Below are 13,336 nucleotides of genomic sequence, written 5' to 3'. Positions count from 1 at the left end.
GCCTGTAAAATGATTAATACCCCTAAAGTATGGCTAGCGGCTCTGCTGGCAATGGCAGCCGTTTTCGCCGGCCCGGCGGTGACCTTGACCACGGCCGACCGGCAATCCCCTGCACAGTCGACGACCGACCTGCTGCTGCTTTATTCCAACGACGTGCGGGGCGAGATCGAACCCTGCGGCTGAGTATCGGAACAACTGGGCGGTCTGCCCAGAAAAGCGGCGCAACTGAACCTGGCCAGGCAACAGAACCCGAACACTTTAGCCCTGGACGCCGGGGCCCTGCTCTTTAAACGGGAACGGCTCAACCCCGGCCTGCAGCAACAGGACCGGGCCACGGCCCGGGGCATAGTCGTCGCCTATCAAGACATGGGCTTTGACGCGGTGGGAGTCAACGCCCTGGATTTGGCCGCCGGGCTCGATTTTTTGCTGACCATCACAGCCGAGTCCCAGCAACCGCTCTGGCTCAGTGCCGACCTCATCGACCAGGCCCGCAACAAGCCCCCCTTCCCCCCGGGAGTGGTGGTGAAGAAAGGCGGCAACAAAGTTGGGGTCATCGCTTTAACCGGTTCCCTCCCCTCGACAATAAATGCAACCACAGCTGCCGACCCGGCGGCTAAAGCCGACAAACCTGCCGTGCCGGCCTTACGACCCTGGCGGGAGGTACTGCCGGAACAGGTGGCGCATTTCAGCGCTGAAAGCGATTTTCTGGTGTTATTGTCCGGCCTGGAAGCTACGGAGAACGAGGCTATTGCCGCCGAATTTCCCGAAATTCACCTGCTCATCGTAGCCAGCCGCAACAGCGAGGCCAACCTGCGCCCCCGGCGAGTCAACAACACCGTCATCACCTCCGTCGGCCGCCAGGGCAAACGGCTGGGCCTGATGGAAATAACCTGGACCCCGGATCAAATCTGGTTCGACCAGGAACTGGCCCAGTTGGAGGATAAACGCCAGGAGCTTGATCGCCTTAACTGGCAGTGGCGTAGCCTGCAACGTTCACTGCAATGGGTGGAAAAGGAGCACTCTGCCACCGAGGTTGCCGAGGAACCCGAAAAAACCGAGAGCCAAAAGATCTACCGGCAGCGGATGGCGGCCTACCAGGAGGAGCTGCAGCAGGAGATCAAAGCTCTGAAAAAGCGTGTGGCGGCGCTGGAAGAAACGGCGGGGCAACGCCAGGCCGGCAGTTTCCATAACCAGTTTTTCAACCTGGACCATAACTACCCGGAAGATGAAAAAATGCTCCGGCTGGTGGCCGCAATCAATGAGGAAATCAACGAGATCGGTCGTCAGCAGGCCATAAAAAACCGTCAGCAACAAGAGACCAGGGAGGATTTCCCTTACCTGGGCTGGCAAGCCTGCGCCCAGTGCCACCAGTCGCAAACCGCCAACTGGCAGCAGAGCCGCCATGCCCAGGCCTACAAGACACTGGAACAGCGGCAGCGCCAGTACGACCCGGCCTGCATTGCCTGCCACGTAACCGTCGACTACCAGGATGACGAGGTACAGGCGCTGTCGTTGCCCTCAGCCTTGCGGGGGGTGGGCTGCGAGACCTGCCATGGTCCCGGCCGGGAACATGTGGCCACCCGTAACCAGCCCCAAGCAACGCCCGGCGTCATCCGGCGACCGCAAGCCGAAACCTGCCGCCGCTGCCATACCAGCGAGCAGAGCCCGGACTTCAACTATCTGCAATCCATCAACTACCTGGAAGAGTTATGCCTGCCCCGGCCGTAGGTTGTTAAAGAGGTAAGAGGGGAAAAGCGATCACGGGGTGCCGTAAGGTTTACGGTGCCCCGTGATCGTTTAAGGCGTAATCGTTCAGCAGTACCGCATCTTCCGGCGCTTGACTGATCGCCCGAGAAGATACGGTTTTGCTGGACAATTATTTAGGCGCCGAAGGCTTTTTGCAGCGGCGGTACGGTCTGCTTCTTGCGGCTCATCATGCCGTCGACCCACATGGTGTCGTTGCTCAGTTTGCCGCCGAAGGCGCTTTCCACAACCGCCGGATCATCAGAGAAGACCAGCAGCTCGGAACCTTCCTTGACCACGTCGGTGAGCATCATGATCACCGTGTGGCGGCCGTCGGCCTTGACATCCTGCAGGCCCTTGATCAGGTCGTTGCGGATGGCGGCTACCTGGTCCAGGGTGGCCAGTTCCAGCTGGCAGATGCCGACCTTCTTGCCGCCCATGTCGAAATCTTTGTAGTCGCGGAAGACCAGGTCTTTGATGGGCACTCCATCCACCGCCGACTTGGCCTTGAGCATCTCCATGAACAGGGAATCGGTGTCGGTAACCCCGGCCTTGGCGGCCAGTTCCTTGACGGCGGCCTTATCTTCGTCGGTGCAGGTGGGGGACTTGAAGTTCACGGTATCGCTGAGGATGGCGCAGAGCATGGCACCGGCGATATCCTTGGGCAGATCAACGTTGTTGTTCTTGAACATCTCGTTGAGCACCGTGCAGGTGCAGCCCACCGGCTTGGCGTAGAAGAAGATGGGACCGTTGGTGGTGATATCGCCGATTTTATGATGGTCGACAATGGCCACCACGTTGGCGCTTTTGATGTTGTCCGGAGCCTGGCCGATATCGCTGAAATCCACCAGGGCCACGTCCTTGTCGGCGGCGTCGGTGAACAGCTCCGGCTTGGACAGGCCAAAGCGCTCCAAAACCAGGGTGGTCTCGGGGCTGAGGTCGGCGGACTGGGCCACGGGAACAGCGTCGGTGCCGGTGGCCTTCAGGTAGTGAGCAAAGGCGATGGCGGATGCTACGGAATCGGTATCGGGGCTTGAGTGCCCTACAACATAGACGGACATACGGGTTTCCTCCTTTTGGGTTTTCTGGTGTATTACGGGTAACTTAATGGTTGACGAAAACAGGAACAAACATCTGCCGACGATAAAAAGCCGCAACAGCACCGGGACAGGCATGGTAACCGGCAGTATCACCGACCAGACCAGCCCGGGCATCCCGCGACTTTTTACCGGGTTGTCACATAAATATCGGAAAGATAGTGGGGCTGTTGGCTGACGTCAAGGAAAAATGTCATTCCATTTTTCACTGCCGGTAACAATCGGGAAGAGATTGTTACCGGCCGCCCCGTTAATCCAGCCGCACCAGCTCCACGCGGCGGTTTTTGGCTTTATTTTCAGCCGTGTCGTTGGGCGCCACCGGCATTGTTTCGCCATATCCTTTCGACTTAAGACGCGAGGGGTCAATCCCGAAAAGCAACAGGTAGTTCAGCACCGATTCCGCCCGGCGCTGGGAAAGCTGAAGATTGTAGGCGGCACTGCCATCACTGTCGGTATGCCCCTGAATCTCAAGCCGCAGGTCAGGATGATCGTGCAGCAGGGTCACTATTCCTTGGAGCTGTTTGCTCGAGGCTTGCTGCAACGTTGCCCTGTCGTAATCAAAGAGAATACCGTAAAGGGCGATCCGGCCGTCGGCGTCGAGGGCGGCTTTCATCTGGTCCGGGCCAAACTCCAGTTTTATTTCAAGAGGTTCTTCATCAATGATAATCAGGATTGTCGAACCAGCCCCCACCGACACCTCTACCCGACACCAGGTTACCCCTCCATCTTCACGGGGAATGGTAAACACCAGCTCCCTTGAGTCTTCCCATTTGATTTCACCCCCCATGGCCAGAGCGGCGCTTTTAAAATTTTCAAAATACTCCACCCGTGAAACACTGGTGTCGCGACTACCATCCTCTTTATGCAAAAAATAGCGCAGCCGTCGATATTCCCCCTTAACCATCTGCCTTTCGGCTCTCCCGGTTTGCGGGTTTCGCACCTGAAATTCGTAGGAGTCGAAATTCTGATAAACGGAGCTTCTCTCATGCAGCACCGCCCCGGGAAATGGACGTATCAAGGGATGCTCTGGCACTTCCTGGGCAGCGGCCGGCAAGATGCCGGCAACCAGCATTGTCATTGCAACCAGCAGCAATAAGCTTGTCTTCAGTCTCATCATGTCCACCTCCCCTTCCCTGGTGAATGCAAGTTTTCCTTAGGCCCTCAATACTCCATCATGGCGTAATGTATCGTCGCTGCAACGCGCGGTATCTGTCAATCAAAAATTAGCACCATTGCTTCCCTGAGTGTAAATCGCGAAATTACAGCATGATAGCAAACATCAGGGCTGAAATTATTTTTTTAAAGTTGGCGGCCTGTTTCTCGCCACCCAAGCTGCAAATAATGTTTTTTTTATCTTGCCATCCCCTTGGCGCCGTGGTATTTAGTTGGTTATGTTTTTTTAGACGCCGTTGTTGCGCAACATCTGTTTGGTGATTAACAAGATTACGCAGAGGAAAACCGCACAGGCAAAATTGACCGTGCGGTTTTTTTGTTGGCGCAAGAGGCGGCAAGCCAGGTGTAGCCGGGGTTACCGGCCGGGCCTGGTGAACTTATCAAGTGGTCATTGGTGACCGCGTCCAGTATGAGGAGTAGCAGATCATGGCAGAAGGTACAGTAAAGTGGTTCAACGACGCAAAAGGTTTCGGCTTTATCGCTCAAGACAGCGGCAGTGACGTATTCGTACATCACACCGCCATTTTGGGGCAGGGCTTCAAGTCCCTGCAGGAAGGAGCCCGGGTCGAATTCGAGATCGTTGACGGTCCCAAGGGCCCGGCGGCAAGCAACGTTCGCCAGCTCTAAGATTTTTACACCCTGAATCCACAAAGCCCCGTACCGTTCGGTACGGGGCTTTTTTTGTGCCAATTGGCCGGCCACGCCAAGGCAGGGGCAAAAAAAGGCCATTCAGTTCTTGCACCCTTGCTGCCGCTTGGCTATTCTCTTCTGGGTATCATAGCGGTAAGTCGCACCATCTACCGAGAATCTGTTTCAACCCAGTTTTTATAGACTAATTAGGAGGTTTGCCATGGCCGTTAACCAGGCTGATTTTGAACGCGCGCTGGCGGTGGGTCGCCCCCCCAACATCACCGCCCTGTTCCCCAATTCCAAAGCCCTGATCGTCAGCGGCAAGGTTATCGACCGGGCCTTGTTGACCAAGGGCCGCTGCATGACCATCGCCGCCAACGCCCGCAATCCTTTTATTATCCGTGGCGCCCTGGCCGCCGCCCAGCGGGCCAATGCCGCCATCATCATTGAAATCGCCCGCTCCGAAGGCGGTGCCAAGGCCTATTGCCCGGTAAATTACTGGAACATGGCCACCCTGGTGGACACGGCCATGAACGAGTTGGGGATTACCATTCCGGTGGCCATCCACGCCGACCATTACGGGCTGAAAAAGGAAAGCGACATCGACTTCGCCAAGGTGGAGATCCCCACCCTCTTTGAACACGGGATCACTTCCATCGCCATCGACGCCTCCCACCTGCCCGACGACAAGAACCTGCTGACCAACCTGGCCTTAAGCCAACTGGTGCCGGCCTGGGCCGGTTATGAAACCGAGGTGGGTGAAATCAAAGGTACCAGCGGGCTGTCCACCCCCGATGAGGCCCTGTTTTTGATCCAGGGGCTCAATGCCCACAACATCTTCCCGGACTGGATCGCCCTTAACAACGGCACCACCCACGGCATCGAAGCCAGCGACGCCGGGATTGACGTGGAACTGACGCGCAAGATTCATGACCAGCTTTCCCCCTACCGTATCTCCGGTGCCCAGCACGGCACCTCGGGCAACTCCTCGGACCGCCTGCGGGCCATTGCCGAGCAGACCCGGACCACCAAGGCCAACGTGGCCACCGCCCTGCAGATGGTCTCCTGGGGGGTGGAGGTCAACGACTACGGCAACGCCAAGCTCGATGCCGACGGTCGTTTCGTGAAACTCAAGAACGAGGGGGTAACCGAGTCGTTGTGGGAGGAAATGGTGGCCTACGCCGAGGCCCAGGGCTGGAAGGGAGGCAATTACAAGAATCTCAACCTGCCTTTTGCCAACCGTCTCACCGGTCAGCCGGCGGCGGTACGGCAGCGGATGTGCAAGGCGGTGGAGGATTTTGTCTACAAACTGCTCACCTCGGTGTTTAACGCCGAAGACACCGCCGAGGCGGCCCTGGCGGCGATTATTCAGCAAGGCAGCCACGACCTTGGCCCCAAGGCGGAGCGCCTGGAAGACCCGGCCCAGTGGACCGGCGACAAAATTGTTGAAAAAGCCGCTACCCTGGATAGCGACAAAGGCCCCGAAGGAGATTTCGACGACTAGTAATCGTTCTGCAGCACCGCATATTCGGGCGATCAGCCAGGCTTACGTACAGGGGTACGCTGCGCCTGGCTGCTTGCCCGAACCTGCAGCACTGCAGAACGATTACTGTTTGTTAAACCGGCAGGCTACTGGCCTTGGTGAGCAGTTGTGCCGATTCTGCCTTGCCAGGAAGTAAAACGGCAAAAGCCGTTAGCGCCATGGTCTTGAAGAGCTTGGCGCTAACGGCTTTTGCCGGACGAATCGGATGAAGTGAAGCGGATGAAGCGGAAACTGGGCCTTAATGCGGTTGACTATTTGCCGCCGCCTGCATCCTTGACCTTGTTGACCTCATCCTGGATATCTTCTTTCAAGGACTTGATGTCGCTGACTCCACTTTCCTGCTCCACCTCCCGTACTCCTTTTTTAAACGAGCTTATGGCCTTTCCCAGGCCAGAGCCGATTTCCGGCAGCTTTTTGCCGCCAAAAACCAGAAAGGCGATAATCAGGATGACAATCAACTCCGGCATTCCCAAACCAAACATGGCGATTCTCCTTGCTCCGCGACAAAGGGGCGACTACCACAACCAAAAGACCGTTATCTCACCGGGGCAGCCAGCCGGGAAAACGGTGAGCCCAAACTATTAAATGACATTCTAACTCATATTACAGGAAAAAAAACCAACTTTTGCAATCTCTGTTGCGAAAGCAATGGCAAGATAGTAGATCAAAAACAAAAAATACCAACCATGATCAAACCCATAAATTCCATGATCTCGAAAGCCCAACTCTGCCTTACCGCCCTGCTCTTCTGCTGCTGGCTCTCAGCGGCCGGACCGGCAACGGCCGCGGCCGCCGAACTGCGAGTAATCACCGGCATTGCGCCGCTTTCCTTCCTGGTGGCGGAAATAGGCGGCGAGCGGGTCCGGGTTGGGACCCTGATTCCCCCGGGCCAGGACCCCCATACCTTTGAGCCGCGCCCCGGCCAGGTCACGGAACTGGCTCGGGCCGACATCTTTTTTGCCCTGAACATGCCCTTTGAGCGCACCCTGCTGGCCAGGACTCCCCAGCAGCAGGGAAGCGGGCCCCAAATTATCGATGTCTCCCGCAATATCGATAAACTGCCCATGCCGGAACATCACCACGACCACGATCACCGCCATGGCGAGGGGGCCGCTCACCGGCACGGCGAACTGGACCCCCATATCTGGCTGGGACCGGAAGAGTTGCTGATCATCAGCAGGCATATCCTGAACGGCTTAAGCGCCGCCGACCCGGATCATGCCGCCCATTACCAGGCGGCCCATGAACGGCTGCGGCAACGCATTAAAGAGTTGCATGCCCGCAACCAAGCACGGCTGGCGCCGCTGGCCGGGCAGACCTTTTTTGTTTACCACCCGGCTTTCGGCTATTTTGCCGCCGCTTACGACTTGCAGCAAAAGCCGGTGGAGATTGCCGGCAAATCGCCCACCCCGCGCCAGTTGATTGCCCTGATCGAGGCTGCGCGCCGGGAAGGGGTGCGGGTGGTTTTTACTCAACCCCAGTTCGACCGGCGCAGCGCCGACGCCGTCGCCCGCGCCATCGACGGGCGGGTGGTCATGCTGGACCCTTTGGCCGCCGACGTGCTGCGCAACCTGGAACAGATGGCCAGCGTCATCCAGGAAGCCTTAACCCCGAGCGGTGACCAGTGAATCCGCCGGCAGAAAGCATAGCCAACGCCGCCCCGGTAATCGAGGTGAGCGGGCTTGATTTTGCCTACAACCGCCATCAACCTGCGGTTTTACAACAGGTAAACCTGCGCATTGATCACCTGGATTCCATTTGCCTGGTCGGCCCCAACGGCGGCGGCAAAACCACCCTGCTAAAACTTATTTTAGGCCTGCTCACCCCGCAACGGGGGCAAATCCGGGTGCTGGGGCGGACACCGGCCGAGGTGCGCCTGCGTCTGGGGTATGTGCCCCAGTACGCCCATTACGACCCCCTCTTTCCGGTCACGGTGATGGATGTGGTGCTCATGGGTCGCCTGGGCCGCCAGCCCCTGGGCTGGTACCGCCAGGACGATCGCCAGGCCGCCCGCCAGGCCTTGGCGCTGATGAAACTCGAACCCCTGGCCGAGCAGCGTTTTGCCTCCCTTTCCGGCGGCCAGCGGCAACGAACCCTGATCGCCCGGGCGTTGGCCAGCGACGCCGAAATCTTGCTGCTGGACGAACCAACCGCCAACATCGATCTTAAATCGGAGCAAAGTCTTTTTGCCCTGCTCAAGGAGTTGAATCAAAGCCGCACCGTGGTGGTGGTTACCCACGACATCGGCTTTGCCTCCAGTTTTTTCCAGCGGGTGGCCTGCGTCAACCGCCAGGTGGTCACCCACCCGGTCTCGGAGCTTAACGGCCAGATGATCCAGGAACTCTACGGTGGCGATGTGGCCATGATCAGGCATGACCACACTTGCGTCGGCGGCCACTGCCGGCCGGGGGAGAGCGGCGGTGTTTGAACTCATCGAGGCCTTGCGCAATCCCGATATCTCCTTTTTTCGCCATGCCTTTTTAGTTGGCCTGCTGGCCAGCGTCTCTTTTGGGATAATGGGAACTTACGTGGTGGCCAAAAGGATCAGCTACCTGGCGGGGGCCATCGCCCACTGCGTACTGGGGGGCATCGGCGCCGGGCTTTATCTGCAGCACCGGGTGGGCATCGGCTGGTTTGACCCCTTATACGGGGCCCTGATCGCCGCCCTGCTGGCGGCTCTGATCATCGGGCTGGTCAGCCTGCATGCCAAGCAGCGGGAAGATACGGTGATCGGGGCGCTTTGGGCCACCGGCATGGCCATCGGCCTGCTCTTTATCGCCCAGACCCCGGGCTATGTGGAGCCCATGAGCTATCTTTTCGGCAATATTCTGCTGATCAGCCAAACCGATATCTGGTTGGTGCTGGGCTTGAACCTGGTGGTGGTGACGGTCTGCGCGGTTTTTTACCACCAGTTGCTGGCGGTTTGTTTCGACGGAGAATTTGCCCGGCTACGTGGCTTGAACAGCGACCTGTATCACCTGCTGCTGCTCTGCCTTACCGCCCTGACCGTGGTTTTGCTGGTCCGGGTGGTGGGCATTATCATGGTGATCGCCCTGCTCACCCTGCCGGCGGCGGTGGCCGGCACCTTTGCCCGCACCCTGGGGCAGATGATGCTGGGGGCCATCGTTTGCTGCCTGCTCTTTGTCAGCTTTGGCCTGGGCATCAGCTTTTTGCACGACCTGCCCAGCGGCCCCACCATTATCCTGGTGGCCGCCGGCGCTTACCTGCTCTCCCTGCTGGCCCGGCGCTCATAACCGATTCGGCGCTGTTTTAATGCCGCCGGCAAGCCTGCCTTTGCTCAACCTTCCCCATCTCTCCGGGGCAGCTCGATGATTACCGCCGTTCCCCCCAGCTCGCTTTCCCCGATCCCGATCCAGCCCCCCTGCCCGTCGACGATCCGTCGGGCGATGGCCAGCCCCAGGCCGGTTCCAGCCTGCGAGGAGTCCAGTTTTTCAAACAGATTAAAAACCTTTTTCCGCTGTTCAAGAGCAATTCCGGGACCGTTGTCTTCCACTTTAAACCGCAGCAACCCCGGTAAGCTCTCACCGCTGACCCTGATCAACAGGGGGTGATGGCCGGTGGCGTGGCCAATGGCGTTATCCAGCAACACGGAAAACAGTTTTTGCAGCCGCGACACATCAAGTGGCGCCGCCGGCAGTTCACCGATCTCGAGCCGACCGTTGATTTCGGCCAGCCGGGGTGCCAGCCGCCGTTCTTCGGCTGCCAGCACCTCCCGGACATCGCTGGCCACCGCCTGCGGCGGTTGAGCTTCGGTGCTCAGGTACTGCTGAATATCATTAACCAGTGCCCTGAGTCGCCAGGCCTCATACTCGATAAAGTCCAGGGCGGTCAGGCTTTCACGACTCTCCTGGTCCGAGCTGAAACTTTTGCGCAACCGCTGGGCAAAGGTCACCAGGCGGCGGGTTGGCTCCTGCAGATGGTGGGCCATAACCTCAGCCAGCCGCTTCATCTCCTGGCTGGAGCGGCTGAGGGCGGAGATCATCAGATCCCGTTGCAGCTCATCGTGGCGGCGCTCCAGTTCCGCCGCCGCCCGCACGGCAAAACTTTTGAGCAACGCAGTGTTATGGGGTTCCTCGGCCATCGGGCGATCATCAATGATTGCCAGTAAACCGATGGTTTCGCCGGTGGTGGCAAAGAGGGGTGTGCCCCAGTAACTTTCCACTTCCATCTCCTGCAGCAACTGATCCCGAGGGAACAGTTGCCTTATGTTGCGGGGGTAAAAGCAGACCCCTTGGTTGACCACGTTGCGGCATGGGGTGTCGGCCAGATGATAACTGAAGTTTTCCACCAGCTTGCCGTCGCTGCAGACCGCCACCGTCCGGGCAAGATCCGGCTGCCCTGGGGGGATTTCTGCAATCAGCACATGGCGCTTGCCCTGGGATGCCGCTATTTCGCCGACCAGAAAGGCCAAGACGTTTTGCTCCTGCAGGTTGCCGCTTTCCGCCAGGACCCGCAAAGCCTCATGGGCCTGTTTTTGGGTGGTGATATCGGAAATACTGCCATCCACCCGCAGCGGTCGCTGTTGGTCATCGTACACCAGCCGCCTTTTGTCGCGCACCCAGCCCAGGGTTTCATCTTGCCGGACAATTCGGTACTCCAGGTCGGCCATCCCCTCAGCCTGCAACTGCTCGATGATCCGGTCGGCCAGGTGACGGTCGTCGGGGTGCATCATGGTCCGCCACAAATCGGGCTGCTCAATAAAAGCCGCCGGCGGTCGACCGTAAATTCGTTCCGTGGCCGGACTGGCAAATAACATTACCAGCTCGGGCCAGGAAAAAGACCAGACCGCATCGTTGATATTGCCAAGAATATCCACCAGCCCAGGCAACGACAGTTCCCCGGGGCTCTTTTGATCGACCTGTTCATTCATGGTATTTTCCCTGGTGATCGGGATCAGGATCTGGTTCTTCGGCAAGTTTTGGTTCCAGAGGCAACTCAAACCAGAATACCGCCCCCTGGTCGGAACCGGCGGACTCCACCCCGATGCTGCCGCCGTGGCACTCGACGATCCGGCGGCAAAGGGCCAGGCCGATGCCGGTGCCATCAAATTTCTTTCGGCTTTGCAGACGGGAAAAAACCTTGAACAACCGGGGCTGCTGGCTCGGGTCGATACCGATCCCGTTGTCACGGATCTCAACCCGCCAACAATCACCGACCACCGAAGATTCCACCTCCACCTCAGGGGTGCGGTCGGCAGGGACATATTTAATGGCGTTGCTCAACAAATTCTGGAACAACCGGGTCAGTTCATCGCCACTGGCCACCACTTGCGGCCACCGGCCGGCGACTTTCATCGTGGCACCGCTTTTCTCGATATCCAGAGCCAGAAAAGCCAGGGCCTCATCCAAGGGAGCGCGGCCATTAAGGGGAGCCATGGGATCGCCTTTGCGCCCTACCCGGGAAAAATTCAACAGGCCTACGATCATCTCGTCCATACGCCGGGCGCCATCGGTGGCGTAAAAGATATACTCCTGCTCTTCCGATGAAAGACGACTACCCAGGCGGCGCACCAGCAGTTGCAGATAACCCTGTACCATCCGCAGGGGCTGCCGCAAGTCGTGGGAGGCGGCATAGGCAAACTGCTCAAGGTCGGCGTTGGAGCGGTGCAGTTCCTCGCTTTGCCGTTGCAGCTTTTCTTCGGCCCGGCGGCGCTGGCTGATATCTTTAAAAGCCGCGATGGTCCCCGTGATTTTTCCCTGCTCACGCACCGGGGTAACCACCAGTTCCACCGGAAAACCACGGCCGTCCTTGCGAAAAAACCATTCTTCCAGGCGCCGCACCCGGCCATCCATGGCGGTAAGATAAACCGGGCAATCCTCCACATGGTACTCCCGGCCGTCGGGGGTGTGGTGGTGAAAAAGCTGGTGCTGGTCGGCACCGATAACTTCTTCGTGGGTAAAGCCCAGCATCTCCAGGGCGGTATCATTAATAAAGGTGCACCGGCCGGTGCGGTCGGTGCCGTAAACCCCTTCCCCTAAGCTTCTAAGCAGGTTCATGGTGTGGGCTTGTTGCCTGGCCACCTGCCGCCGGGCCCAGAGCATGCCGATGGACAACAGCAGCAAAAACAGCATGGACAGTACCGTGGCCACGATCAACCACGTCCAGCGTTGCCAGGCATCATGCAGGGTAAAGAAAGGCGACTGCTCGAAAGGCGGCAGGCGCAATTCGCGCAGCAGTTGCTCCACCGGCCGGTAGTCGGCCGGCAAGGTAAAGCCGTAAATCCCCGCCCGGCGAGCGTCTTCGCCACCATGGGGCAAAGCCAGTACGGCGGTAACCAGTTTCAGGGCCGCCTGTTCATCGACATGGGCCAGGGCGACCAGGGGCCATTCGGGATACAGCCGGGTGGAAAGCACAAAAGGGAACTCAGAACGGGGCAACGGATTAAGTACCCTGACCACCTCCGGGTCCAGCCGCCCTTCGTGGATCAACCCCTCCATTACCCCGCTGCGGACGAAAGCGGCATCGGCCTCGCCCCGCAGCATGGTGTCAACGGCCAGGTCGTGGGGCATGCCCGTTTCCAGCACTCGAGACTCCCGCAAAATGTTTACCCCTTGCTGCCGCAACTCAAAGGCCTGCATCTGAAACCCTCCCAGGGACTTGCGGGAAACCGTGGCCACGGTCCGGCCGGCCAGGTCCTTGACCTGTTGCAGCTCCCGCTGTTGGGAGGGCACCAGAATCACCCCACCGAAACCACGGGATGGCTGGTCTTGCACCAGGTTGATCATGGTGGCCAGCGGCGAGGATAGGTTGTCCCGATGGGCCAGCAGCACGTAATGGGCCGGGTTGCTGAGTACGAAGTCGATCTCGCCGGCGGCGATGGCATTTTCCAGGTCGTCGTAATTGAGGGCCTTGAGGTCGAGCCTGAGATCCGCCACGGCGGCGTTGAGGTAATCGACCAGAGGCTGCCAGCGCTGCTCGGTGTCCGGCACCGGGCGATAGGCCAGAACCCCCAAGGTCAGCCGCTCGTCGGCCGTTTGCGGTTGGCCCGTTCCAGGGAGCAGGAGCAGCAACAAAAAGAGCATTATTGGCAACAGATGAGAACGCCGCCCGGTTAAGAGTTTCATTTTACCTTGATTTCCGTTGAAAAAGGTCAGGCTTGCAAAGAATCAGCGGGCACTGCCATCTACCT

11 protein-coding genes are annotated in these 13,336 nt (G+C 58.7%); 6 read left to right on the top strand and 5 right to left on the bottom strand.

Features of this window, described 5'->3' with window-relative positions; all coding sequences use genetic code 11:
• Positions 1 to 9 precede the first annotated feature (9 nt).
• Positions 10 to 1,728 carry a UshA-like (seleno)protein gene (locus tag DAAHT2_RS03530; RefSeq protein WP_263046620.1) on the top strand — a complete coding sequence of 573 codons (1,719 nt, stop codon included), beginning with the start codon at positions 10 to 12 and terminating at the stop codon, positions 1,726 to 1,728.
• Positions 1,729 to 1,880: 152 nt separating this feature from the next.
• On the opposite strand, the gene DAAHT2_RS03525 is transcribed toward DAAHT2_RS03530, so the two are convergent.
• Both DAAHT2_RS03525 and DAAHT2_RS13765 read right to left on the bottom strand, forming a co-directional pair.
• A complete protein-coding gene (locus DAAHT2_RS03525) occupies positions 1,881 to 2,804 on the bottom strand; it encodes a manganese-dependent inorganic pyrophosphatase (protein ID WP_013162924.1) in 924 nt (307 codons plus the stop codon).
• Between the two features lie 286 nt (positions 2,805 to 3,090).
• On the bottom strand, positions 3,091 to 3,858 hold the full coding sequence (locus DAAHT2_RS13765; RefSeq protein WP_157861401.1) for an OmpA family protein: 768 nt from the start codon (positions 3,856 to 3,858) through the stop codon (positions 3,091 to 3,093).
• Positions 3,859 to 4,439: 581 nt separating this feature from the next.
• On the opposite strand from DAAHT2_RS13765, the gene DAAHT2_RS14225 reads away from it, so the two are divergent.
• Positions 4,440 to 4,640 (top strand): cold-shock protein, encoded by a 201-nt coding sequence (locus DAAHT2_RS14225; protein ID WP_013162922.1) that lies wholly within the window; start codon positions 4,440 to 4,442, stop codon positions 4,638 to 4,640.
• Between the two features lie 223 nt (positions 4,641 to 4,863).
• Positions 4,864 to 6,147: a class II fructose-bisphosphate aldolase gene (locus DAAHT2_RS03510; RefSeq protein WP_013162921.1), complete on the top strand. Its 1,284-nt coding sequence runs from the start codon at positions 4,864 to 4,866 to the stop codon at positions 6,145 to 6,147.
• A gap of 290 nt (positions 6,148 to 6,437) precedes the next feature.
• On the opposite strand, the gene tatA is transcribed toward DAAHT2_RS03510, so the two are convergent.
• Positions 6,438 to 6,668 carry a twin-arginine translocase TatA/TatE family subunit gene (tatA, locus tag DAAHT2_RS03505; RefSeq protein WP_013162920.1) on the bottom strand — a complete coding sequence of 77 codons (231 nt, stop codon included), beginning with the start codon at positions 6,666 to 6,668 and terminating at the stop codon, positions 6,438 to 6,440.
• A gap of 225 nt (positions 6,669 to 6,893) precedes the next feature.
• On the opposite strand from tatA, the gene DAAHT2_RS03500 reads away from it, so the two are divergent.
• From DAAHT2_RS03500 to DAAHT2_RS03490, 3 genes are read left to right on the top strand one after another with little or no spacing between them, the layout of a single operon-like run.
• Entirely contained in the window at positions 6,894 to 7,814 is a 921-nt protein-coding gene (locus DAAHT2_RS03500) for a metal ABC transporter solute-binding protein, Zn/Mn family (RefSeq protein WP_218915039.1), read from the top strand.
• Positions 7,811 to 8,614, top strand: coding sequence for a metal ABC transporter ATP-binding protein (locus DAAHT2_RS03495; protein ID WP_013162918.1), 804 nt, complete (start codon positions 7,811 to 7,813; stop codon positions 8,612 to 8,614). Before DAAHT2_RS03500 ends, DAAHT2_RS03495 begins: the two co-directional genes overlap by 4 nt.
• A complete protein-coding gene (locus DAAHT2_RS03490; protein ID WP_013162917.1) occupies positions 8,607 to 9,440 on the top strand; it encodes a metal ABC transporter permease in 834 nt (277 codons plus the stop codon). The genes DAAHT2_RS03495 and DAAHT2_RS03490 overlap by 8 nt, the downstream gene beginning before the upstream one ends.
• Before the next feature lie 44 nt (positions 9,441 to 9,484).
• Here DAAHT2_RS03490 and DAAHT2_RS13755 read toward each other — a convergent pair whose 3' ends face one another.
• Positions 9,485 to 11,077, bottom strand: coding sequence for a sensor histidine kinase (locus DAAHT2_RS13755; protein WP_013162916.1), 1,593 nt, complete (start codon positions 11,075 to 11,077; stop codon positions 9,485 to 9,487).
• The gene (locus DAAHT2_RS03480) at positions 11,070 to 13,271 is read right to left on the bottom strand and encodes a PhnD/SsuA/transferrin family substrate-binding protein (RefSeq protein ID WP_013162915.1); all 2,202 of its coding nucleotides are present in this window, start codon (positions 13,269 to 13,271) and stop codon (positions 11,070 to 11,072) included. Before DAAHT2_RS03480 ends, DAAHT2_RS13755 begins: the two co-directional genes overlap by 8 nt.
• Positions 13,272 to 13,336 lie beyond the last annotated feature (65 nt).

Source organism: Desulfurivibrio alkaliphilus AHT 2, from assembly GCF_000092205.1.
Taxonomy (GTDB): domain Bacteria; phylum Desulfobacterota; class Desulfobulbia; order Desulfobulbales; family Desulfurivibrionaceae; genus Desulfurivibrio; species Desulfurivibrio alkaliphilus.
This window is presented reverse-complemented; position numbering and strand designations above follow the sequence as displayed.